This window comes from Methylocaldum sp., from assembly GCF_039794385.1.
Classification (GTDB): Bacteria; Pseudomonadota; Gammaproteobacteria; order Methylococcales; family Methylococcaceae; genus Methylocaldum.
Window position 1 is genome coordinate 1 of record NZ_JBDIVO010000035.1, and the last position, 23,704, is coordinate 23,704.

Annotated in this window: 22 protein-coding genes; 12 read left to right on the top strand and 10 right to left on the bottom strand. The window is 54.5% G+C overall.

Annotated elements, in window-relative coordinates:
• The 5 genes from rnc to ABJK70_RS05430 form a co-directional block, all read left to right on the top strand.
• On the top strand, positions 1 to 591 hold a 591-nt coding region (rnc, locus tag ABJK70_RS05410), incomplete at its 5' end, for a ribonuclease III (RefSeq protein WP_347257521.1).
• Positions 588 to 1,469: a GTPase Era gene (gene era, locus ABJK70_RS05415; RefSeq protein WP_086135433.1), complete on the top strand. Its 882-nt coding sequence runs from the start codon at positions 588 to 590 to the stop codon at positions 1,467 to 1,469. The genes rnc and era, both read left to right, overlap by 4 nt.
• Positions 1,429 to 2,214: a DNA repair protein RecO gene (gene recO, locus ABJK70_RS05420; protein WP_347257528.1), complete on the top strand. Its 786-nt coding sequence runs from the start codon at positions 1,429 to 1,431 to the stop codon at positions 2,212 to 2,214. The genes era and recO overlap by 41 nt, the downstream gene beginning before the upstream one ends.
• A complete protein-coding gene (gene pdxJ / locus ABJK70_RS05425) occupies positions 2,214 to 2,966 on the top strand; it encodes a pyridoxine 5'-phosphate synthase (protein ID WP_086135516.1) in 753 nt (250 codons plus the stop codon). The genes recO and pdxJ overlap by 1 nt, the downstream gene beginning before the upstream one ends.
• Positions 2,967 to 3,129: 163 nt before the next feature.
• Positions 3,130 to 3,786, top strand: coding sequence for a hypothetical protein (locus ABJK70_RS05430; RefSeq protein ID WP_133716826.1), 657 nt, complete (start codon positions 3,130 to 3,132; stop codon positions 3,784 to 3,786).
• A 25-nt stretch (positions 3,787 to 3,811) separates the two neighbouring features.
• Here the strand turns inward: ABJK70_RS05430 and ABJK70_RS05435 are convergent, their stop codons facing one another.
• A complete protein-coding gene (locus tag ABJK70_RS05435; RefSeq protein ID WP_347257522.1) occupies positions 3,812 to 5,077 on the bottom strand; it encodes a GGDEF domain-containing protein in 1,266 nt (421 codons plus the stop codon).
• 287 nt (positions 5,078 to 5,364) lie between these two features.
• On the opposite strand from ABJK70_RS05435, the gene dusA reads away from it, so the two are divergent.
• From dusA to hemH, 3 genes are all read left to right on the top strand, one after another.
• The gene (dusA, locus tag ABJK70_RS05440; protein WP_077729212.1) at positions 5,365 to 6,339 is read left to right on the top strand and encodes a tRNA dihydrouridine(20/20a) synthase DusA; all 975 of its coding nucleotides are present in this window, start codon (positions 5,365 to 5,367) and stop codon (positions 6,337 to 6,339) included.
• Positions 6,340 to 6,402: 63 nt separating this feature from the next.
• The gene (gene folE / locus ABJK70_RS05445; RefSeq protein ID WP_077729211.1) at positions 6,403 to 6,960 is read left to right on the top strand and encodes a GTP cyclohydrolase I FolE; all 558 of its coding nucleotides are present in this window, start codon (positions 6,403 to 6,405) and stop codon (positions 6,958 to 6,960) included.
• 1 nt (position 6,961) lies between these two features.
• A complete protein-coding gene (gene hemH, locus ABJK70_RS05450; RefSeq protein WP_347257523.1) occupies positions 6,962 to 7,954 on the top strand; it encodes a ferrochelatase in 993 nt (330 codons plus the stop codon).
• A gap of 14 nt (positions 7,955 to 7,968) precedes the next feature.
• Here the strand turns inward: hemH and ABJK70_RS05455 are convergent, their stop codons facing one another.
• Positions 7,969 to 8,829 carry an HDOD domain-containing protein gene (locus ABJK70_RS05455; protein ID WP_077729209.1) on the bottom strand — a complete coding sequence of 287 codons (861 nt, stop codon included), beginning with the start codon at positions 8,827 to 8,829 and terminating at the stop codon, positions 7,969 to 7,971.
• A gap of 172 nt (positions 8,830 to 9,001) precedes the next feature.
• Between ABJK70_RS05455 and ABJK70_RS05460 the strand changes: the two genes are divergently transcribed.
• Both ABJK70_RS05460 and mrcB read left to right on the top strand, forming a co-directional pair.
• Positions 9,002 to 10,840: an EAL domain-containing protein gene (locus ABJK70_RS05460; RefSeq protein ID WP_077729208.1), complete on the top strand. Its 1,839-nt coding sequence runs from the start codon at positions 9,002 to 9,004 to the stop codon at positions 10,838 to 10,840.
• Positions 10,841 to 10,905: 65 nt separating this feature from the next.
• Entirely contained in the window at positions 10,906 to 13,239 is a 2,334-nt protein-coding gene (gene mrcB, locus ABJK70_RS05465; protein ID WP_347257524.1) for a penicillin-binding protein 1B, read from the top strand.
• On the opposite strand, the gene ABJK70_RS05470 is transcribed toward mrcB, so the two are convergent.
• Positions 13,236 to 15,146, bottom strand: a complete 1,911-nt coding sequence (locus ABJK70_RS05470) for a FimV/HubP family polar landmark protein (RefSeq protein WP_347257525.1) — start codon at positions 15,144 to 15,146, stop codon at positions 13,236 to 13,238. The genes mrcB and ABJK70_RS05470 overlap by 4 nt on opposite strands.
• Before the next feature lie 21 nt (positions 15,147 to 15,167).
• Here ABJK70_RS05470 and ABJK70_RS05475 point away from each other — a divergent pair, with 21 nt between their 5' ends.
• Positions 15,168 to 15,326, top strand: coding sequence for a hypothetical protein (locus ABJK70_RS05475; RefSeq protein ID WP_347257526.1), 159 nt, complete (start codon positions 15,168 to 15,170; stop codon positions 15,324 to 15,326).
• A 973-nt stretch (positions 15,327 to 16,299) separates the two neighbouring features.
• Here ABJK70_RS05475 and ABJK70_RS05480 read toward each other — a convergent pair.
• The 5 genes from ABJK70_RS05480 to adk form a co-directional block, all read right to left on the bottom strand.
• Positions 16,300 to 17,322 (bottom strand): aspartate-semialdehyde dehydrogenase, encoded by a 1,023-nt coding sequence (locus ABJK70_RS05480; RefSeq protein WP_077729205.1) that lies wholly within the window; start codon positions 17,320 to 17,322, stop codon positions 16,300 to 16,302.
• A gap of 18 nt (positions 17,323 to 17,340) precedes the next feature.
• On the bottom strand, positions 17,341 to 18,429 hold the full coding sequence (gene leuB, locus ABJK70_RS05485) for a 3-isopropylmalate dehydrogenase (RefSeq protein WP_077729204.1): 1,089 nt from the start codon (positions 18,427 to 18,429) through the stop codon (positions 17,341 to 17,343).
• Between the two features lie 33 nt (positions 18,430 to 18,462).
• A complete protein-coding gene (leuD, locus tag ABJK70_RS05490) occupies positions 18,463 to 19,104 on the bottom strand; it encodes a 3-isopropylmalate dehydratase small subunit (protein WP_077729203.1) in 642 nt (213 codons plus the stop codon).
• Positions 19,101 to 20,669 carry a 3-isopropylmalate dehydratase large subunit gene (leuC, locus tag ABJK70_RS05495; RefSeq protein WP_086135439.1) on the bottom strand — a complete coding sequence of 523 codons (1,569 nt, stop codon included), beginning with the start codon at positions 20,667 to 20,669 and terminating at the stop codon, positions 19,101 to 19,103. Before leuC ends, leuD begins: the two co-directional genes overlap by 4 nt.
• A gap of 103 nt (positions 20,670 to 20,772) precedes the next feature.
• On the bottom strand, positions 20,773 to 21,417 hold the full coding sequence (gene adk / locus ABJK70_RS05500) for an adenylate kinase (RefSeq protein ID WP_077729201.1): 645 nt from the start codon (positions 21,415 to 21,417) through the stop codon (positions 20,773 to 20,775).
• Between the two features lie 190 nt (positions 21,418 to 21,607).
• On the opposite strand from adk, the gene ABJK70_RS05505 reads away from it, so the two are divergent.
• Entirely contained in the window at positions 21,608 to 21,979 is a 372-nt protein-coding gene (locus ABJK70_RS05505) for a DUF202 domain-containing protein (RefSeq protein WP_077729200.1), read from the top strand.
• A 66-nt stretch (positions 21,980 to 22,045) separates the two neighbouring features.
• Here the strand turns inward: ABJK70_RS05505 and ABJK70_RS05510 are convergent, their stop codons facing one another.
• Positions 22,046 to 22,876, bottom strand: coding sequence for an EcsC family protein (locus ABJK70_RS05510; RefSeq protein WP_077729199.1), 831 nt, complete (start codon positions 22,874 to 22,876; stop codon positions 22,046 to 22,048).
• Positions 22,877 to 23,185: 309 nt separating this feature from the next.
• A partial coding sequence (locus tag ABJK70_RS05515; protein WP_347257527.1) for an FAD-dependent oxidoreductase occupies positions 23,186 to 23,704 on the bottom strand: 519 nt, incomplete at its 5' end.

Genomic DNA, 23,704 nt, shown 5'->3' on the forward strand with positions numbered 1-23,704 from the left:
AACAATGAGCGGCTCGAATTTTTGGGCGACTCCGTGCTCGGGTTTGTGATCGCGGAAAGGCTTTATGACAAGTTCGCGGAGGCGGACGAAGGCGTGCTCAGCCGGTTGCGCGCGACTCTCGTGAATCAAAGCTCTTTGGCGGAATTGGCGCGTAAATTAAATCTGGGGGATTACTTAGTTCTGGGGTCGGGCGAATTGAAGAGCGGCGGATATCGGCGCGACTCGATTTTGTCCGACGCGCTGGAGGCCGTCATTGGCGCTCTGCTTATCGATCAAGGGATGGATGCCTGTCGGGAGTGGATTTTAAACCTCTTTGCCGAGCCGATAGACCGTCTTTCGCTGCGGGATTGGAAAAAGGATCCGAAGACCCGATTACAAGAATTGATGCAAGCGCGAGGACTCGAATTGCCTACCTATACCCTCAAAACGGTCATCGGTCAGCCGCACGACCAGAGCTTTTGCGTGGAGTGCCGCGTGTCGCTGATCCCGGTTTCCTGCGAGGGCGTAGGGCCTTCCCGGAAAAAGGCCGAACAGCAAGCGGCAGAAAAGATGCTGACTGTGCTGGCGGAAAAACTGGGGCTCAAACCATGAAAGCAGGCTTTGTCGCGCTCGTGGGGCGCCCGAACGTCGGTAAATCTACCCTCCTCAATCATCTGGTCGGACAAAAAATCAGCATCACGTCCCGCCGGCCGCAGACGACGCGGCATCGGATTTGCGGTATCAAGACCACCAGAGACGGACAGATTGTTTTTGTCGATACTCCGGGCATTCATGCCAGCCAAAAGCGGGCGATGAATCGCTACCTCAACCGCGCAGCGGTCTCCGCCCTGCTTGACGTCGATGTGATTGTCTGGCTCATCGACAGACCGATGTGGCTTTCCGAAGACGAGTTGGTCCTGGAGAGGATCAAGTCTGCAGGGGTGCCTGTCATCTTGGTCATCAATAAAGTCGACAGGCTCGAGGATAAGGCGCTTTTATTGCCTTTTATGGAAGAGGCGGCGGCTCGCCACTCGTTTGCCGATTTGGTTCCGGTTTCCGCCTTAAAGGGCACGAATCTGGACGTTTTGGAGCGGAAGATCATCGAACTCTTGCCGGAGGGCGAACCGATTTATCCGGAAGATCAAATCACCGACAAGCCGGAGCGTTTTTTTGCCGCCGAAGTCATTCGGGAAAAATTGCTTCGTTCGCTGTCCCAGGAGGTGCCTCATGCGCTGACGGTGGAGATCGAGCAATTCAAGCTCGAGGGCGGATTGACGCGAATCAGTGCGGTGATTTGGGTCGAGCGCGAGGGTCAGAAGGCAATCATCATCGGCCGCAGCGGCGAAGTGCTCAAGAAGGTCGGCGAGCGGGCGCGGCATGAACTGGAACGTTTGCTCGATTGCAAGGTTTACCTGGAGCTTTGGGTTAAGGTCAAGAAAGGTTGGTCGGATGACGAGCGTGCTTTGCACAGCCTCGGCTACAGCGAATGACGCGAGCAAGGGTGCTTCTCGGGACTTCCAAGGCCGCATCTCGCTGCAGAACGGATTCGTCCTTCACAGTAGACCTTATCGCGAATCAAGCCTTCTTCTCGACGTATTTACATTGGATTTCGGTCGCCTTCGCCTGCTGGCAAAAGGTGCGCGCAAGAGCAAAAGAGGATTGCATTCTCTACTTCAGCCATTCGTTCAATTGCGTCTTTCCTGGGCGGGAAAAGGCGATCTACCAGTCTTGACGGCTGCGGAATCCATCGGAGGAACCAGCATCAAGTTGAGCGGGCCCAAGCTGTTCTGCGGATTTTATGTGAACGAGTTGCTTCTCAATTTTCTCCCTTCCCGCGATCCTCATCCGGAAGTATTCGATCTATATCGGAATACCTTGGATCAACTCGCGGCAGATGACGGCATGGAACGGATTCTAAGATTATTCGAAGTCTCTCTGCTGGGCGAGATGGGTTACGGTATGGCCTTTGATCGGGAGGCAACGTCCGGGCAACCGATCGATCCGGCAAAAAGATATGTGTACAGAATTGAGGAAGGTCCGGTAGAGAACGATGAAAGGGCTGCGGATTCGGTCGGAGGCGCCACCTTGCTTGCATTGGATCGGAAGACGCTGAACGATCCGGATGAACTTCAAGAGGCGAAGCATCTGATGCGACGAGTAATCAATTATTATCTCAACGGAAAATCTCTTAAAAGCCGGGACTTTTTCAAGCAAGTCACAAAAAGCAGACCATGATGACGACCTCTCGCCCTATCTTACTCGGCGTAAACATCGATCATATCGCCACCATTCGACAGGCTCGGCGTACCAAATACCCCGAAGTGATCCAGGCGGCCTTGCTCGCGGAGCAAGCTGGCGCCGACGGTATTACCGCTCATCTTCGCGAGGATCGCCGGCATATTCAGGACAGAGACATCGGATTGTTGCGAGAGATGATCGAGACCCGTCTAAACCTGGAAATGGCGGTAACCGATGAGATGGTCGCTATCGCAAAAACCGTGCGGCCACAAGCGTGCTGCCTGGTTCCGGAGCGACGCGAAGAATTGACCACGGAGGGTGGTCTGGATGTGTCCGGAAATTTCGAACGAATTCGTGCCGCTTGCGAAACGCTGGGCGAAGCCGGGGTGGAGGTCTCCCTGTTCATCGACGCCGATTTTCGGCAGATCGAAGCGGCAGCGAAAACCGGTGCTCCCGTGATCGAATTACACACGGGCCACTATGCCGATGCCGCTTCGAACAAGGAAAGTAAAGATGAGTTTCACCGCTTGGCACGGGCGGCAGAGTATGCATCCGGAATCGGCCTCAGAGTGAATGCGGGGCATGGATTGAATTATCACAACGTAGGGGAAATTTGCCGCATTCCCCAAGTCGAGGAGCTCAATATCGGGCATTCCATCGTGGCGAGGGCGCTGTTCGTCGGGCTGGAGCGAGCGGTGAGCGAGATGAAGCGGGCGATGGTATCGTCGCGCTTATCAATTGACCCATAGGGCTTATTCTGCCATAGTTGAACAGCTATCGAATCGAACAACTGGTCCGCTTTCTCGCATTCCGTCGTAATCGAGATGGCGCGTGGTGTAGAGAATGCTCGGGGCCCAAATCAAATATAACGATGGTTCGCGATAGCTGGGGCAGCATAGCGGAGGAGATGGGGTGTACGAAAGATATCAGAGCGAGTCGACGACTGCGCCAGCATTGCGCGCCGGGACTACGGTTCGGTATCCAGTGTCGGCCGCTTGGTGGCGAGCTCCGCAAGTGCTTGTCGCCTTGCTTGCGGTTTGTCTCTGTTCGTTGGTCATTCTCTATTATTTATCGACGCGTCTTGAAACCACGGTAGCCGGTCCAACGGAAGGTCACGCCCGGATCAAGGCGATCAACCAGCAAATGGAAGCGCTGCAACGCAAGTTCGGCATTCTCTTGGCCGAATCGGTCGAAATGAGACTTAAAACCCTTCAGAAGAACATTGAGGCGGGAGCGGTCAGTTCCGCGGATCTCGAGGCCTTTGAGCAATTAAAGAGCGATCTGGTGCTGTTGGAAGGTTATGCCGAAGCCGGCGGAGCCAATGCGTTCGACAACACCGAGATCGAGCATTCCCGTTTCCGGCGGTTACCCGGTTCGGGAGTAGTCCGTAACGAAGAGCTTATGGATGAGGTTTTGCAGGTAAAGAACCTGCTTTACTTTTGTGCCGCCAGTCTCGCAACGACCACTGTTCTCATCAGTGGCTATTGGTTGAGACAGCGGAGTCGGGCGTATCGCCTCCACTCGGGAATGACCGCTGTTCCGATGCTGGCAAAGAAGCCCGGCGATTGATGCCTGGTCTGGACCTCAGGAATATTTAGGTGTTCGACGAGTCACGATTCTCGTGATGCCCCTTTTTGACATGCTCGGCTTCGATCCGGTTTTTCCCCATCCCCTTGGCGCGATACATTGCAGAGTCGGCCCGCCTGATGAAGGAATCCGCCGATTCGTTTGACACGTACACGGTGATGCCGGCGGAGAAAGTCGGCAAAGCCATGGCCGTGCCGCCAATTGAAAACGTGGTTCGGTGGACCTGCGCCTGAATTTTCTTGAGCGCCCATAAAGCGCCATCCAGCTCGGTGTTGGGAAGCAGTACGATGAACTCTTCGCCGCCGAAACGGGCTACGTGGTCGTGACGGCGAAATGCAGGAAGGATTTTTTGGGCGTAAATTTTGAGAACTTCATCGCCTGCAGCGTGGCCGTAACGGTCATTGATTTCCTTGAATCCGTCGAGGTCCACCATGGCCAAGGCCAAAGGGGTGTAGTAACGTTGCACGCGTCCGATCTCATCCTCCAGCCGATTCAAGAAGGCTCGCCGATTGGAAAGCCCGGTTAATTCATCCGTAAGGCTCAGTTGGCGAACTCGTGTGAATTCCAGATCGGTCTTTCGATTATTCGTCTCCAGCAAATCGAGATAAGCTCGGATAATGTCGATTTGTTTGGCCTGATGTTGATGTTCGTTTAACAAAGCGTCGGTCTGCTTTAGAAGTCCAGATCGCGCCGTATCGGTGAGCAAAAAATTTTCGGGATGGCTCAACGCCTGAGCGATATTCTTCAGCAACTGGCCGGAATGTAGATTTGCATCATCAACTTCGTTAAGGCTTGCCGTCAACGACTTGTGGATTTCGGCCATTCCTACGCTTTGTCCTTCGCGAGGCGGCGGCGCGGGGTCCGTGTTATGTGATGTCTTTTCGGAAGTCGTCACATGGATTTCTGTGGCCTTAGCCCTTTGTGCAATCACGTCCGGTTTGTCGGGCGAGGGTTCATGGTCTCCTATGATTCGATCGGAAAAGGCAAAATTGGAATGGAACAAAGAATGTTTGAGGTCTTCAACGCCTTTAATTAAGGTGTTTAATTCCGCTAAGGATAAAGACGGACTGAGCAGAGTTTGGAGAAACTCGATTCGTCGCGCGAGCCACTGGCTTCTGTCGGAAACCAACTGTTCAACATAACGGAGAAGTTGTTGAACAAGGGCGCGGTAACGGGTTTCCCTCGCGTTATGAATTTGGGTCAGCGACTCGAAACTATTTTGAATATGATCGATAAGAAGAGGTTCGGACGGGTAACGCCTTAACGCGTGCAAATTGGAGAGTATCCGTTCGAAATCGGCCGGCCGCGATTTCATGACTTATCAAGTGTTAAGGTCAAAGAAGTTAAATTCCGACACGATACTCTGAACATCGAATGCGACAAATAGCTACAGTCTAGTGTGTCCTGGCTGGAAACAAGGAGTGGCTTTCACAGTCCCGATCTAAGAAATTCCCATTGTATTTTTGTCGAAAAAGCCGCGATTCATTCTACCGGTAATCGCTTGCTAATCAATCCTTAAGGCTACAGCCTGTTTTCCACTTCCTTAAGACGACCATCCATATGCAGAGAGTTTTGAGCATAGCCCCGATGTTGGATTGGACGGATCGGCATTTTCGCTATTTTGTACGCCTAATTTCTCGGCGGGTGCTGCTTTATACCGAAATGGTCACCGCCGGTGCGATTTTGTTCGGGAATCGCGACCACTTGCTCGGCTTCCACCCCGCCGAAAAGCCGTTGGCGCTTCAATTAGGCGGCAGCAACCCTTCGGATCTTGCCGAGTGTGCGAGAATTGCCGAAGCGTATGGATATGATGAGATTAATCTCAATGTCGGATGCCCGAGCGATCGGGTGCAGAATGGGCGGTTCGGTGCATGCTTGATGGCCGACCCCGAGTTGGTTTCCGAGTGCGTGGCCGCGATGGCCGGTGCCGTATCGCTTCCGATCACAGTCAAAACCCGAATAGGCATCGATGAGCAGGACTCCTATGAGGATCTCGCGCGCTTCGTCGAGATCGTCTCGTCCGGCGGTTGTCACACCTTTGTCATCCATGCCAGAAAAGCGTGGCTTAAAGGCTTATCGCCTAAGGAGAACCGGGAAATACCACCGCTAAGATACGATGTGGTCGATCGAATCAAAGACGATTATGCGGCACTCGAAATCATCCTGAACGGCGGTATCGTCGATCTGGATCAGGCGGGGCTGCATCTTGAGCGGTTCGACGGTGTGATGATAGGACGAGCGGCCTACCATCAACCGTACTTGCTTGCAGAGGCCGACCGGCGATTTTTCGGCGATGACCGTCCGGTCCGCTCCCGGCGTCAAGTGGTCGAAGCGCTGTTGCCGTATGTCGAAACGGAATTGGGGCGGGGCGTACGTTTACAAGCCATCGCTCGGCACATTTTAGGGTTGTATCACGGTATGCCCGGCGGGCGGGCATGGCGTCGGCATCTTAGCCAGCATGCGACGAAAGCAAATGCGGGAGCGGATGTGCTTCTCGAAGCCACCCGCTATTGCGAAGAGTCAATATGCGTTTGATCGAGAAAGACATGGCGCATTCCTGCGCGATATACTTACCGATCACTATTAGCGACATCAATCATGCAAAACGTAATGGAGCATCTTTTTTCCCAAATCATACAATCTCTTGGGGAGGATATTACCCGAGAAGGACTAGTGGATACGCCTAAGCGGGCGGCGGCGGCTTTTCGTTTTCTCAATAGCGGCTACAATCAGCGCCTCGAGCGTGTCCTCAATAATGCCGTTTTCGAGGCGGATACGGAGGATATGGTGATCGTGAAGGACATCGAATTGTATTCATTGTGCGAGCACCATCTTCTGCCGTTCATCGGTAAATGCCATGTCGCTTATCTGCCTAAGGGTAAGGTGATCGGGCTTTCCAAGATCGCGCGCATCGTCGAAATGTACGCTCGCCGTCTTCAGATCCAGGAGCGATTGACCAAACAAATTGCGGACGCCATTCAGACCGCGATCGATCCCGCGGGGGTTGCCGTAGTAATCGAAGCCAAGCATCTGTGCATGATGATGCGAGGCGTCGAGAAACAAAACTCGGTTATGACCACCTCATCCATGCTGGGTTTGTTCCGCAAACAAATCAGTACCCGTTCGGAGTTTCTGGATCTTATCAACAGAAAATAGCGTGACAGAAGCAGGGAAATCCCACCGTTGGGGTGTGCTTTTGGTCAATCTGGGTACGCCCGAGGCTCCAACCACGGCCGCAGTCCGACGCTATCTGGGCGAGTTCCTATGGGACTCCCGTGTCGTGGAACTGCCGAGGCCAATTTGGTGGATGATCCTTCATGGCGTGATTTTGCGGGTGCGGCCATCCAAGTCGGCACGAGCGTATCGGTCGATCTGGACCGACAGAGGCTCCCCGTTACTGGTGTTCAGCACGGATTTGACTCGATCGGTGCAAGCCGAGATCTCGGCGAGAACGGCTGGGGAAATCCTGGTAGAGGTGGCGATGCGCTACGGTAAACCCGGAATTCGGGAAAAATTGGAGAAGTTGAATAGCGCCGGGGTCGATGGACTTCTGATTTTGCCGTTGTATCCCCAGTATTCGTCACCGAGTACCGGGACCGTATTCGATGCGGTCGCCTCGGTGTTGAAGAATTGGAGATATGTTCCGGAGACCAGATTCGTCAGCGACTATCATGATTATCCGGCGTATATCCGGGCTGTGGCGAACCGAATCGAAGATTTCTGGCGCGACAATGGCGGACCTCATTTTTTGTTGTTTTCATTTCACGGTTTACCGGAACGAAGCCGCTCCCTAGGCGATCCTTACCATGAGCAATGTCGTACGACCGCAAAGCTGATCGCGGCTGAACTGAAGCTTCCGGAGAATGCTTGGCAGTTAGTTTTTCAGTCCCGTTTCGGCCCGGGGCGGTGGCTTCAGCCTTATTGCGTCGATGTGCTAAAAGCACTGCCGCAAAAGGGCGTTAAGGACGTCGATGTCGTTTGCCCGGGATTTGCCGTGGACTGCTTGGAAACCTTGGAGGAGATCGGCATTACCAACAAGGAGGTCTTTGAAAGAGCGGGTGGTGCCCAGTATCGGTTAATCCCAGCACTGAACGATAGTCCGGAACATGGCCGCGTCCTGGCTGGTTTGATTACAGAGCACTTGCGGTAAAAGGAAAAAGTCGCTCAACCGGCATAAATAAGCTTGAATACTTGATTGAATTGTTCGTCGAGTTTTTGGGCCAACTCATTCGCAGTTGCGATGTCAGTGCCGAAAAGACTCGGCTTGTCCATGTCGGTTACTGTGGTGTCGCGTGATGCATGGTTAGAATAGCGTGAATAAACAAAGGATTGTGCCTGAGCGACCAGGGCTGCTTCGCAACTGAACACGTCGGCATTTTCCGGCGTATCGTGGTGCTCGATAGTCACGGCGATGATCTCCGGCAGCTTCCATAGCCGAGCCAATTCGGCGCCGACCTGATAATGGTCGAATCCGATAACTCGTCTTTCTCCTTCCTGATAGCTTATGTTCTCCGATTCCGCTAAAAGTGCCGCGGCACGGGCCAATTCCGGAAGGCGGTGATATACGACCAATCGCCCTATTTCATGTAATAGTCCACATAGAAATACGGCCTTTAGACGTTCGCCAAAGGGATGACAACTCGCGAATAATCTTGCCAATAGCGCACAGCGCACGCTCATGGCCCAGAATTCCTTCATTGTCATCAAGGTATTGGTTAAAGATGAAAATTTATCGATCACTAAAGTAGTTAATACCAAACTCCGAATTTCGTGGATGCCGACGATATTGAGTGCACGATGAATGGAGGTGACTTTGGTCGGAATTCCATAAAAGGCGCTATTGACGACCCGTAGCAGCCTTGCTGTGAGACCAGGATCATTTTCAATCAGTGTGCCGGCATCGCGCAGATCGGCCCCCGGGTTATCCAGTAGTTCATTCAGTTTTAAGAATAACTCCGGCGGGGAAGCTAATTGCACGTTCCCATTCAAAATTACGCGGACGCTAAGCGGGGTGAATGCATACATCGCTTTAGCTCTTGATGCGCATACCTAATACTATCCTGTCGTTAATTTGATTTGACTGATACGCCGATAAGTGGCATCTATATCACAGTTGGTTCATGGAAGACTTTATATGTGACGCGAGTTCCAATTGCCTCCTTTATTCTAACTGAGCTTCAGGTTTTTATCGGGTGCTATGACGCCAACCAACCAGTTCGGCGAAAAGTTAATTATTATCGGTGAGCATAATGAGCGTCATCGTGCCCAAGTCGAGTTAATCCTATCCGAAGCCGGTTTCGTGAATTTCGTAGCGGTCTCTAATGGAAGAGAGCTTCTTGAGCAATTGAGAAAATTCCAGCGGAGCCCTGAAGAAATCGGACTTATTATTCTTAATAGTAGCCTGCCCGAATGTCAGATTGACGAGTTTTGCCTGTCTTTTTCCTCGATAGACGAGGGAATCGGCATTCCCGCTATCATTTTTACTGAAGAATCGGTCGAATTGGACAGCACGCAAGTACGCCGCCTAACCCAGCTGAGCAGGCAAGGCGTCAGTCTGATTACCAAGCCTATTCGCGGACGCGATTTTATCCCCTTGGTTAACATGAGTTTGATACTCAGAAACGAGCGTCACCTGAGACGTAGCCAAGAAGAGCAACTTTTAAACGAACTCTCCGAACGCAAAATCATGGAGGCCCGATTCAAATATCTCGTGGCCCACGATGAGTTGACCGGCCTTGCAAATCGCCGCAGCTTGGAAAAGAAACTTCAGCTAGCCATCCACCGGTGCCGGAACTTCGATCAGGAAGGTGCATTGCTGTACCTGGATCTTGATCGGTTCAACATGATCAATGATCTTGAGGGACACGAGACCGGCGATCGTTTATTAGTGGAGACGGTCAGCCTGTTGCACGGCACGCTCGATTCGGACCACATCGCAGCCAGGATCGGAGCTGACGAGTTTTGTATCTTTCTAGAAAACGTCAAACAGCAGGAGGCATTGTCCATCGCTGAACGGCTCCGCCAAGCCATGGATGGTTTTCGCTTCGTTACCGGACAAGACAGTTATCATATATCGGCCAGTATCGGTGTGGCCCTGCTGGAATCGCGGAGGATGGCCAGTCATCCGAGTGTGCTGATTGCCGAAGCGCATCAGGCCTGTTACGCAGCGAAGGCGAACGGGCGTAACATGGTTCAGTTGTATAACGACAAAGATACCGAGGCTTGCACGCGGCGAAGCGACATCTTATGGGTTCCGCTGATCCGGGAAGCCTTGATGGAAAATCGGTTTTTTCTGGTTTTTCAGCCGGTTGTCAGGGTCAAGGACGGTGCCATTACGCACTACGAGGTCTTGATCCGGATGAGGGGCAAGCGTTCGGATATATTCTCGCCGGGAGAATTCATTCCGGTCGCCGAGCGCATGGGTTTGATTCACCATATCGACCTGTGGGTGGTCGATAAATCAATCGATTTCCTGGCCTCTCTGCCGGAACACCAGTCGCATGTCAGTCTAACGATAAATTTGTCGGGTGTTGCATTTCAAGATCAGTCCTTGTTACCCCTGATTAAACAAAAATTGGAAATGACCTGGATCTCCGCGTCTCGGCTTGCATTCGAGATTACCGAAACCGCGACTGTCGCGAATTATCAGCAAACTCGGGAAATGATTGCCCGCATAAGGGCGCTGGGATGCCATTTTGCCTTGGATGACTTTGGTGCCGGCTTTAGTTCGTTCGATTACATCAAAAAGTTTCCAGTCGATTATTTGAAAATCGATGGACAGTTCATAAAAAACCTGCTTCATGATGAAACAGACCAGGTACTTGTCAAGGCAATGATCGATATCGCTCGGAAGCTGGGAAAAAGGACCATCGCCGAATTTGTGGAAAACCCGAAGGTTCTTTCTCTCTTAAAAACGCTCGGCATAGATTATGTCCAAGGTTATCTGATCGGTAAGCCGGAACCCCATCTACTCGACAAAACGACTATCTCGATTAACGAGATCGCCGGTTCTTCGCAGTCGACTCAAGCTGCCTAGCCGAATCCGCTGTTTTTAGTTTCCGGTCCAGTTGATTAAGCCCTGACGGGCATATTTTTTATCCCATGCAAAACACCAGACGCGGCAAGACGCCACGCAAAAAACGGTCGTCCATCTTGTCTTTTCTGAACGCGTCATTTCGGCGCATCGCACTGTATTTGTCTCCCTTCGTGATCGCGATCATCGTCGGATATCTGGCCTATGTGGACCACACGGTCCGTCAGCAATTCGAGGGTAAGCGCTGGTCTTTGCCGGCCCGGGTTTACGCCAGCCCCGTCGAGTTGTTCGCCGGTTACGAGATGAGTGCCGATCGGCTCGAATGGTTATTGGAGCAGCTGAAATACAGAAACGATCCGAGCTTGTTATCGCAGGGTACTTATTTCAGGAAGGGTGCCGAGTATACGCTGAAGACGCGCGATTTTCGGTTCTGGGACAAACTAGAAAACTCTCGCAACATACGGGTGCGATTCGATGCCGGGCAAATAAGTTCGGTTAGCGACCCCGAAGACGCCAAGCCCCTGGCATTGTTTCGTTTGGACCCGGTCCAAATCGGGACGTTTTATCCGGCTCTGAAGGAAGATCGTATATTGATCAAGCTCAATCAAGCGCCGGAGCTTCTCTTAAAGGCCCTGTTCTCGGTGGAAGACCGGGATTTCTACGAGCATTTCGGAATTTCGCCTCGCGGCATTCTTCGGGCGATGTGGGCCAACATTCGCGCGGGGGGAATCGTGCAGGGAGGCAGCACCTTGACTCAGCAGCTGGTAAAGAACTTTTTTCTAAGCTCTGAGCGCACCTGGTGGCGCAAGCTTAACGAGCTGGTCATGGCATTGGTATTGGAGGCGCGTTATTCCAAGGATGAAATTCTGGAAGCTTATCTAAATGAAATTTATCTCGGTCAAGACGGTGCCCGAGCGATACACGGGTTCGGTTTGGCCAGCCAGTACTATTTCAGCCGATCGCTGGAAGAGCTGGAACTGCATCATGTTGCTCTGTTGGTGTCTCTGGTGCGAGGGCCATCCTATTACGACCCGTTTAGATGGCCGGAAAAGGCAAGGAAGCGTAGGGACCTGGTATTGGACGAGATGGTGGAACAAGGGCAGATTGCAGCGAGCCAGGCCGAGGAGGCTAAGGCAAAGCCTCTGGATGTGGTGAAGAATCCGCACCAAGCCATCAGCCGCTATCCGGCTTTCCTGGATTTGGTCAAGCGTCAGTTGCAGCAGGAATATCGTCCCGAAGACTTGACCTCGGAAGGGCTCCAGCTTTTCACGACACTCGACATATTCGCGCAGCACTATCTTGAATCGGCCGTCGAGACAACGCTGAAAAAGCTCGACAAACAGACCCGGACGACGCAACTGGAAACCGCCGTTGTGTTTACTCGCCGCGCTACCGGCGAAGTAGCCGCTTTAATGGGATCAAGAGACCCGCAGAATTCCGGGTTCAATCGCGCATTGGACGCAGAACGCCAAATAGGTTCACTGTATAAACCCGTCGTTTATTTGACGGCATTGGAGAATCCGCAACGCTACACGCTGATGTCGCCGCTGCAAGACATGGAGGTTCGGATCAGGAATCCCGGCGGCCGGCCGTGGACACCGAAGAATTACGATAATCGGGAGCACGGCATAATTCCTTTGCATAAAGCCTTAGCGCATTCCTTTAATCTGGCGACAGTTAATTTAGGCATGGATGTCGGGATTGCCCGTACCGCGGAAACCTTACGGAAATTAGGGGTTGAGAAGTCGGTGGAGCTGGTTCCGTCGCTGTTGCTGGGCACCGCCTCGCTAACCCCGTTTGAAGTCGCCCAAATGTATCAAACCCTGGCCAGCGACGGCTTTGTGGTTCCGCTAAGGGCGATTCAGGCGGTTGTTTCACAAGAGGGGAAGACCCTGCAGCGATACGGCCTCAGTGTCAAGCAGTCAATCGATTCAGCGGCGGTTTATTTGGTCGATACGATCCTGCAGGAAGTCATGCGGGAGGGTACCGGGAAATTTGCCTATGCCTATTTGCCTTCCCATTTCGACTGCGCCGGAAAAACTGGAACGACCAATGATCTCAGAGATAGTTGGTTTGCTGGATTTACCGGCGATTATGTGGGCGTAGTCTGGGTCGGGCGTGACGACAACCAGCCGGCAAAGCTAACCGGCGCCCAGGGCGCGTTACCGGTTTGGGCATCTACCATGCAAAAAGTGAGTAAGGAGTCGCTTGAGCTGGAGCCGCCCGAAAACGTCGATTTCGTTTGGATCGATCGTGCAAATGGCTTGAGATCAGATGAAAGTTGCCCCAGCGCGATTCGCTATCCGTTTATTGCGGGTTCTGCCCCGACAGACGTTTCGCCATGCGGTCGGCTGTCGAATCCACCGGAAGGAGTCGACTCTTGGTTTAGGCGTTTATTTTAGGTCCGGCGGCCAGGGCTAGCGAGAGATATGGGTTCCGGCTGAGCGTCTTGTATGCTTAATCTGCCCATCAGCGCTCTTGCCTCCGTTTTCTGTTGCTCATTGCCCATTTCCAGAACTTCCTTGAGCATGTCCAGCGCCGACTGCTTATCATCCATGTCCGCATAAGCCTTAGCCAAATCCAGTTTGGTTTCCAACTGGTCCATGTCGGTCAACGGCGCGTACTGATCCTCGTTTTCATCTGAAAGATTCTCCAGATTTTCCGTGTTTAGCGCTTCGCTTTCCGCTTGAACAGACGAAGCCAAGTCAAGCTCGAAATTGAAATCCGATGTTTCGAGATTCGAAATGGACGCGACGCGGTCCGATTTGGATACGTCATCTTGCGGTCCACTGCTTTTATTCAGCTCATGCAATAGGTCGTCTATGGATTGATCCGCTTCTTCGTGCGTTTTAGTTTCAGGATGAGCTTTCAGTTTGCCCGCGTCAAAAGCAATCAGGTTGTCAAGTTTCGGCAGCTCACTCTCGGGCTCCTTTGAGTTGGCTTCAGAGTCCTCAAGGCCGAAGGAACTGAAATCGAAATCAAACATTTCATTGCCGGATGAGGCGTCGTCAGACTCCGGCTTGTCTTTGTGCTGTGCATTGGCCGCTAGCTCGAGCAAGATATCGTCAATGCTGTTCTCCGAACCCTGTGTTATGGGTTCTTTTCGGGAATTGGACCCCGGCTTGTCGGTCTCAAAGACGATGAGATTTTCGAGTTCTGGAGATTCATCTTCAGGCTGAGCTGTGACGACGGAAGGGGTTTCGCTCCGAAGATCGTCGACATCGAATTCCATGACGGGGTGCTCGGCGGCGATTGCCTGATCTTCATCTGGGTTTTGCGCATCGAAATTGAAGTCGAGCGAAACACGCTTTTCCTCTGCGGATGTCGATGTTTCGGCCACCTCGCTATCGAAGCGCTTCAGATCCTCGATGAGTTCATCGGTAAGATCGATAGAGCCCAGGATATCCCTTGCATTCGCATCAAGAGCCAAAGGTCGGCTGGACGATGGCGACGCGCTAAACAGCGAGTTTCCGGGACATAATTCCCGTCCCATTTCAACCACGTTTTCCCAGAAGTCGGCATCGCCGTCTTTACCTTGTCTTTTGAGTTCCTGGGCGAAACGCTCAAAAGCTTCTCGGTTCTCGGTGGCGTAATGAATTTCCAGAAGCTTGAGTTTGCATTCGTCTCGTTCGGGGTACTGCTCTATCGCGTTCCGGATCAAATCCTCCGCCTGCTTGTAACGGCCGTAAGCGAGATATACATCGGCTTCCGAAATCGGGTCGACTTCGTCCGCCTCGGCTCCTAAGGCGTCAAAATCGCTCGGCGTGAATTCGCTCAGAAAAGAGGTTTTTGTAGCGGTCGTCGGTTCCGAGATTGTGGAGTTGAATTTGGACTCCGCTTTTTTCGCCTTTTGCAGGTTTTCTTTCTCGGTCGCAAGCAAGATGCTTTCGGTCTCTTCGATCATGGCCGCACGGCGACGGGCAAGCAGCCATGGTATGACCGCCAGCAACATCAGACCTCCTGCTGCGGCACCGAGATAGGTCGGCTGATCGAACAAGTCGTCCCAAATGCTGCTCTGTTCAGGCTGCGGCGGCGCGGCAGGAACGGGCTTAGGCGCCTCGACCTTCGGCTGCTCGGTCTGGACGGCGGTGGGTTGGGGTGTTTGAGGCGTTTCTGGAACCGTCTCTGGAGAAGTCGGCGGATTCGCCGGCTGGGTGGATGGCTCCACCGGCTTCTGTGCTTCCGGAGCCGGTGTCGTTTGAGCTGTTAGCTGTTCCGGATTAGGGGGCTCTTTCTTCGCCGATTCGGTCGAAGGTTGTTGTGCCTGTGGTTCTTGCAGCAGCGCAATCTGTTCGTTCTTCAGGGTCAAGAGACGATGCATCTCCGTCAGTTGCTGCTCGAGCTGAGTCAGGCGGGAACGGAGATCCTCGTTTTCCTGTTTGAGCGTCTCTGCGATTTCGAGCGCAATTTCTCCCTTGGATTTCCCGGCGCCATCCGTGCTTCCTGCGACCGCTTCTTCATCTTTCGTCTTGGTATCGGATGCGGCTAACAATTTGAGCTGAGTTTGCGTCGGCTGTGTCGCGGAGCCCGTCACAGCGCCCAAGCTCTGTGCCTTGTTACTGCGGCTTGCGACTTTCCCAGTCCGACTGCTTGATCGATAAAGCTCATCCCGCGCTTGCGAGCTGGTGAATTGCAGAACAAATTCGCGATCGGGAATTTTCAGCGTTTCTCCTGCCTTCAAAGTGTCCGGCGTGTCTCCATAAAACGCATGTGGGTTGTGCCGGTAAAGGGCGACGACCATTTGTTCCTGAGCGATGCTTGGGTCGCGATTTACCTGTTTGGCGATTTCCCAAAGCGTGGAATCTCTTTTGACTGGCCCGTATTCAGAACCTTGGATCGGACTTTCGGACTCGGATGAAGCGCTTGCCGTCGAAGCACGGGGCTGGGACTTGCGGGGCGAAACCTGGGCATCCGCAGTTTGCGGGTGGTCATCGTTCGGTTGCGCGAATACCGATGGAGATCGGGAGTCGACGAGCACGCGATCGGAGAAGGTGGCGGGCGGGTCCAGCAGTACGGTATATTCGCGCACTACGCGCCCGCGCGGCCAATTGACCTCTACCAAGAAGCTGACGAACGGTTCGTGCATGACGTCGTTCGAACTCACCTCGATGGCATAGCTGCCATCGGGTTTTTGCACGGCGGTAAAACGCAGTTTGGTGAGAAAATAGTGCCGTTCCAAGCCGGCCTTGGCAAAAGCTTCCGGGGACGCCAAAGAGATTTTGACGTCCGCCAGGGAATCCCCGCCGGAAAGGACCAGCGGAATCTCGGCGTTTAGCGACTGATTCAGGGCGGAGCGTAGCCTAATGTCTCCAATACCTAGCGCACTCGCTCCCATCGGGGCCAGTAGACTCATCATCGCCAAGGTTTTTGATAACTTACGCACTTATTGCCGCTCCTTTGTCCAATCGTTCCCGCCATTCATGGTGGCGGGAGCTGCCTAGATTGCTGAAGGAAAGCTTAGCCTAGATGTATGTTTTTGCCAGCACCTCGGCGATTTGTACGCTGTTGAGCGCCGCGCCTTTTCGTACGTTGTCGGCTACGACCCAAAGATCCAAACCTCGCGGGTGGGAAATGTCTTCGCGGATGCGTCCGACATAAACGGCATCGTGCCCGGCTGCGTCGGTAACCGCAGTCGGATAGCCGCCGGGCTTGTGTTCGTCGATCACCGCCACTCCCGGAGCACGGCTGAGCAATTCCCGCGCATGCGCAGCGGTGATTTTTTCCCGAGTCTCGATATGGACCGCCTCGGAGTGGCCGTAAAATACGGGTACCCGCACCGTAGTCGGGTTCACCCGGATACTGTCGTCGCCCATGATTTTGCGGGTTTCCCATACCATCTTCATCTCTTCCTTGGTGTAGCCGTTATCCATGAAGACGTCGATCTGGGGGATGGCGTTGAAAGCGATCTGCTTCGGATAGACTTCGGGGTTGATCGGTTTGCCGTTAAGCAATAAAGCGGTTTGCTTGCCGAGTTCCTCGATGGCCTTTTTTCCGGTTCCGGATACCGCCTGATAGGTGCAGACGTTGATTCGCTCGATGCCGACAGCATCGTAGATCGGCTTCAAAGCGACCAGCATCTGAATCGTGGAGCAATTCGGATTGGCGATGATTCCCCGGGGCTTGTACTGCCCGATGGCCTCCGGATTGACTTCCGGCACGACCAAGGGGATATCCGTCTCGTAGCGGAAACAGGAGGTGTTGTCCACGACCACGCAGCCGGCTGCCGCAGCTTTAGGGGCGTAAACGGCGGAAACCGATGCGCCTGCGGAAAACAGGCCGATCTGTGCCTTGGAAAAATCGAACTCGGCCACATCCTGCACGGTGAGATAGCCGCCTTTGAATTCCACGCGCTGGCCGGCGGAGCGTGCGCTAGCCAGGGCATACACCTGGCCAACGGGAAAGTTGCGCTCCTCCAGGATGGACAGCATGGTCTCGCCCACCGCGCCGGTGGCGCCCAATACTGCAATATCGTAAGTCTTGCTCATGGGGAAACTCGTTCGGGATTAGCGGTTCAATGATCGTAAAGCGGATACGATGGCATCGCCCATATCGGCGGTTCCGACCTTCTTCATGCCTTCGGAGTAGATATCGGCGGTTCGGTAGCCTGCGTCCAAAGCGGCTATCACCGCGTTTTCGATCCGGTCTGCGGAGGCGGCATCGTTGAAACTGTAACGCAGCATCATGGCCAGCGACAGTACGGTGGCGATGGGGTTGGCAACGCCCTTGCCGGCGATGTCCGGTGCCGAACCGTGAATGGGCTCGTACATGCCCTTGCCGTTTTTGTCGAGCGACGCCGAAGGCAGCATGCCGATGGAGCCGGTCAGCATGGCGGCACAGTCCGAAAGGATATCGCCGAACATATTGTCGGTCAGCATGACGTCGAACTGCTTGGGCGCGCGCACCAGCTGCATCGCGGCGTTATCGACGTACATATGGCTGAGCTGGACGTCCGGATACTCGCGGCCGACCTCGATCACGATCTCGCGCCACAGTTCGGTGCACTCCAGCACGTTGGCTTTGTCGATGGAGCACAGCCGTTTGTTGCGCTTTTGAGCGATCTGGAACGCGATATGGGCGATGCGGCGGATCTCCGATTCGCTGTAAATCAAGGTGTTGAAGCCTTCCCGTTCGCCCTTTTCATTGATGCGGCGGCCCCGCGGTTTGCCGAAGTAGATGCCGCCGGTCAGTTCGCGGATGATCATGATATCGAGTCCCGAGACCACTTCCGGTTTCAGCGTCGAAGCGGCGACCAACTGGGGATAGAGAATCGCTGGGCGAAGATTCGCGAACAGTTCCAATTCGGCACGTATTCCCAGAAGGCCGCGTTCCGGTCGCACCGAATAGTCCAGCGGTTCCCATTTCGGACCCCCGACCGCGCCCAAAAGCACGGAATCGGCCGCTTTCGCCAGGGTCAGGGTTTCTTCCGGAAACGGCGTGCCTTTGGCGTCGTATGCGGCACCGCCGATCAAAGCGTCTTCAGTTTCAATGTCAAGCCCGAATTCCTGTCTCAGGCAGTCAAGCACCTTTAATGCCTCGGCGACGATTTCCGGGCCGATGCCGTCGCCGGGCAGCACTGCGATCTTCTTGGTCATGCGATTGATGAGTCTCTCTTTGTTTTTTAGAAACTAAGCGTATTCCGGGAACAGCCAAGGCGCGGTTTGGCGGCGGCTCGCTTCGTAAGCCCGGATCTTGTCGGCATGCTGAAGGGTCAGGCCGATGTCGTCCAGGCCGTTGAGCAGGCGGTATTTCCGCGAAGGATCGATTTCGAAATGGATTTTGTCGCCATAATGGGTGGCGATCGTCTGTGTTTCCAGATCTACGGTGAGATCGACGCCGGGACCCGCTTGCTCGAAAAGGCGGTCGACGATTTCGGCATCGAGTACGATGGGCAGAATGCCGTTCTTGAAGCAGTTGTTGTAGAAAATATCGGCAAAGCTCGGGGCTATGATTACGCGGAAACCATAATCTGCCAGAGCCCAGGGCGCATGTTCGCGCGACGAGCCGCAGCCGAAATTCTCGCGCGTCAACAGAATTCGCGCCCTGAAGTAGCACGGTTGATTGAGCACGAAATCCGGGTTCAAAGGGCGATACGAGCAATCCATGTCGGGTTCGCCGCGATCCAGGTAGCGCCACTCGTCGAATAGATAGGGACCGAAACCACTGCGGCGAATGGATTTCAGGAATTGTTTAGGAATGATCGCGTCGGTGTCGATGTTGGCGCGGTCCAAAGGGGCGACTCTGGACGCGAAACGGCGAAAAGCTTTCATTGCTCGGATTTCCTCTTTCGCGCAGACTGATTTCGGGTCGTAGGGGCGGGTTTGGACGTTTTTACGGCAGCAGCCGATTTCGTCCTCGATGCGGCGGCGGTTTTCGCCGGCGCTTTCTTGGCCGGTGCTTTTTTGGGTTCGCTTGCGGGAGACGGCATCAACGGCAGTTGACGGATGTCGACAAAATGCCCGTAGATACCGGCCGCCGCCGCCATGGCGGGACTCACCAGATGGGTGCGGCCACCGTAGCCCTGGCGTCCTTCGAAGTTGCGGTTCGATGTGGACGCGCAGCGCTCGCCCGGTTCCAGGCGATCGGCATTCATCGCGAGGCACATGGAGCATCCGGGGTCTCGCCATTCGAAACCTGCCTCCCGGAAAATTCGGTCGAGGCCCTCCTGTTCCGCCTGGCGTTTCACCAAGCCCGATCCGGGAACCACCAGGGCCTGCTTGATGTTGCTCGCGAGCTTATGGCCGCGGACCACCTCGGCGGCAGTGCGCAAGTCCTCGATCCGGGCGTTGGTGCATGAACCGATGAAAATCTTGTCTATGCGAATATCGGTTATGGCCGTGCCGGGCTTCAAATCCATGTATTGCAGGGCGCGCTTCATGCTTTCACGTTTCACGGGGTCCGGCTCCCGTTCAGGGTCGGGTATCGCGGCATCGATGGGCAATACCAACTCGGGCGAAGTGCCCCAGGTGACCTGGGGGTTGATAGCGGCGGCATCGATCTCGACCACTTTGTCGAATACGGCACCCTTGTCGCTTCGAAGTTGCCGCCAAGCCGCCACCGCCTTGTCCCACAAATTCCCTTTCGGAGCATAAGGCCGGTCTTTCAGATAAGCGATCGTCACCTCGTCGACGGCCACCAGTCCAGCTCGGGCTCCGGCCTCAATTGCCATGTTGCACACGGTCATGCGTCCTTCCATCGATAGGCTGCGGATCGCCGATCCTGCGAATTCGATGGTATATCCGGTGCCGCCGGCGGTGCCGATTCTGCCGATCACGGCCAGTACGATGTCCTTGGCCGTGACGCCTTGGCCGAGCTTCCCTTCCACCTTGACCAACATGTTCTTGGCTTTTTTCTGAACCAGGCATTGCGTGGCCAGCACATGCTCCACTTCGGATGTGCCGATGCCGAAGGCGAGAGCGCCGAAGGCTCCGTGCGTCGAGGTATGGGAATCGCCGCAGACGATGGTCGTGCCGGGCAGGGTCGCACCCTGTTCGGGGCCGATCACGTGGACGATGCCTTGGCGATCGTCGTTCATGCCGAATTCGGTAATGCCGAAGTCGGCGCAGTTCCGGTCCAGCGTTTCGACCTGAAGCCGTGAAATGGGGTCGCTGAGGCCATGTTCGCGTTCGGCCGTCGGCACGTTGTGATCGGCCGTCGCCAGATTGGCTGTAACCCGCCAGGGCTTACGGCCCGCGAGCCTCAGCCCTTCGAAGGCCTGCGGCGAGGTTACCTCGTGAATCAAATGGCGATCGATGTAAATGAGAGTCGATCCGTCCGGTTCGGAGTAAACCACGTGATCGTCCCATAATTTGTCATAAAGGGTTTTGGCGGCCATGGGCTCTTATGAGTGGCGGGTTTTACACGGGGAATGCTGCGCTCCAGCTAATTACTCAGGGGCGGCTTCCCATGGATGTTGGGGTTTGTCCGATAAACCGAAGTTATTCCAACAGCGAAAAAATCTTATCGCGAATGGCTTCAACGCTGCCGACGCCGTCAATGCTGGAGAATTTGACGGCTTCCTGTTCGGCCTTTTGCTTGTAATAGCCGACCAATGGCTTGGTCTGTTCGTGATAAACCTCAAGACGCCTGCGCACGGTTTCTTCTTTGTCGTCGTCCCGTTGAATCAGGGGTTCGCCGGTGACATCGTCCAGTCCCTCGACCTTGGGCGGATTGAAGATGACATGATATGTGCGTCCGGAAGCAGGATGGACGCGCCGACCGCTCATGCGCTTGACGATTTCCTCATCGTCCACCACGATTTCGATGACATGGTCGATATCGACGCCCATCTCCGCGAGCCCTTCCGCCTGAGCGATGGTTCGGGGGAATCCGTCGAACAAAAAACCGTTCTTGCAATCGTCCTGGGCAATGCGTTCCTTGATCAGTCCCAGGATGATTTCATCCGAGACCAGGGCGCCCGAGTCCATGACCTTCTTCGCTTCGAGACCCAATGGCGTGCCTTCTCTCACGGCAGCGCGCAGCATGTCGCCCGTCGAGATCTGCGGAATGTTGAATTTTTCCATTATGGCTTTGGCTTGAGTGCCTTTTCCGGACCCGGGGCTTCCGAGAAGGATCACGCGCATGTCATGGACTCCGTGGTTAATTAAACTTGCAATTCTGTCACAAATGCGCCGGGAATGTCACACTGAGCACTTTATGTGGGAAGCCACCGCTTGCGCCGGTCGCTGGCCGATGTACGTTTCGCAATGTGACCGAGCCAGTTGTGGCCGTATCGTTTAATCCATTCGACAAAATTACCGCTAGACTATCCGAATGTCCGAGCTTAATGACCCGCGCGTATTTTTTGCGGCGGAGCGCACTCTTCTCGCCTGGAACCGGACCAGCTTGGCCTGGATGGCGTTCGGATTTGTGATCGAGCGCTTCGGTTTATTCGTGCATCTGGTTTTTTCGAAACCCGGCGAGCCCTTGCAAAAAGGCATTTCGTTCTGGCTCGGCATCGCTTTTGTGTTTTTCGGAGTCGTCATTGCGATACTGTCCACGATTCAGTATCGAAAGGTCCTGAAAACGCTGAAGCCCGTGGAGATTCCGCGCGGTTATCGGGCCGGTCTGGGGATACTCGCGAATCTGGTCGTCGTTCTGCTCGGCATGACGCTGATCGTTTATCTGTTTTATGGCGAGCTTTGAGAAGATGAAGCGAGATAAAAGCGCCAGGCCCTAATAAGGTTCGAAGTGGAGCCCCGCACGATCCATTCACCATCCTTCCAAGTGGCTAAATCCCTTGATCGATTCAATTTCGTCTTTTTGAATCCGCTGGTATTCCTTCCGCACAACGTCCGGCTTGTATTTTCGTTCCAAACGGCGCAGGGTGAAATGACCGCGTGCCACGTCCTGAAAGTGTTGCATGAATACGAGGTTCAACAGGCCGCCGCTGACGGCGCCGGCTACCGGCACCATCTGCACGGCGACCTCGTCCGAAATGACGACGCCGAAACGGGCGGAAATTCCGCGAATCAACTCGACGCCGGCAGGAACGTTGAGGCCGGAGGCTCCGCCATAATTGGCAACACCGGCGAAATGGAAAGCCAATGTGGATCGCAACCCATAGTAGCCGGTATCGGTTGCATCGTCTTCAGTCGATCGCCCTCCCAAGGCGAACACCTCCACGCAAGCGAGGCGCGCGTCGAGCGTATCCAAGTCCTCGCCCTCGCTGCGCGCGATATCGGCAATCGAACGCAGCATCAGCAAGGTTATGACCGGTAACTCGACCGTCAACCCTACTGGACCGAAAAAGCCGCCGACGGCTCCGGCTGTGAATGCCGCAAACTTGTGGTAGGTGTCACGCGCTCCGGAAACCGCGCGCGCGTCGAGAGTCTTTACCGCCATGCTCATAGCCTGACGGATACTAAATTCGGCTGCTCTATTGACTCGTTGGTGCCAGCTCTTCGGCAATAGTTTGAGCGTTTGTTCGATCGGCGTGCCGATCACGTTGCTTAGGCGCGCGGCGAAGGAGGGGTGTTCCAGATGCTGATACGCCCAGCGCAGTTGCTCCAGTTCCTCGGGGGTGAACGATGGTTTTGCCATGACGTGCTCCACGGTTTGCGGTTTGTGCGATTGTCCTTTAGCTGCTGAGTATTGGGACAAATCGATCTTGGACAGTGTGCCACGGACGGCGGAATGAGTCGGCGGGATTGCGCGATCAATTGCAGTTGGACGGCGGCACTTCCGGCCGGTTCCACGTAATCCGGCCTGCGGGACTGACGCGACGCCGTGAGAAAAACTGGGCTGAGTTTGGCAGGCATACAAGGCTGGGTGTACCCCGCCGCGGTTCGACGCCTGGTCGACAAGCCGCCGACTCATCAAACACATGAATCGGCGGCTGAGAGGAGGAACTTACCGAGGGAGATCCGAGTGTCCCATCAGGTATTCGTCGACGGCTCGGGCGCACTGGCGGCCTTCGCGGATGGCCCAGACGACCAACGACTGGCCGCGGCGCATATCGCCGGCGGTGAAAACCTTATCCATCGAGCTGCGATAGTCTATGGTATTGGCCTTGACGTTGCCCCGTTCGTCGAGAGTCACGCCGAGATCCTGGAGCATGCCCTCGTGCACCGGATGGACGAAGCCCATGGCAAGCAGTACCAGGTCCGCTTTCAAGGTGAATTCGCTGCCGGGGATTTCGTTCATAACCCAGCGTCCGCCCTCTTGCTTCCACTCGAGCTTGACGCAGCGGATTTGGGTAACGCGACCGTCTTCCCCTTCGATCGACTTCGTGGCGACGCTCCAGAAACGTTCGCAGCCTTCTTCGTGGGAGCTGGACGTGCGCAGCTTGTTGGGCCAATTCGGCCAGGTGACCTCTTTTTTCTCCTTTTCCGGAGGCTTCGGCAGAATTTCCAACTGGGTGATGGAGGC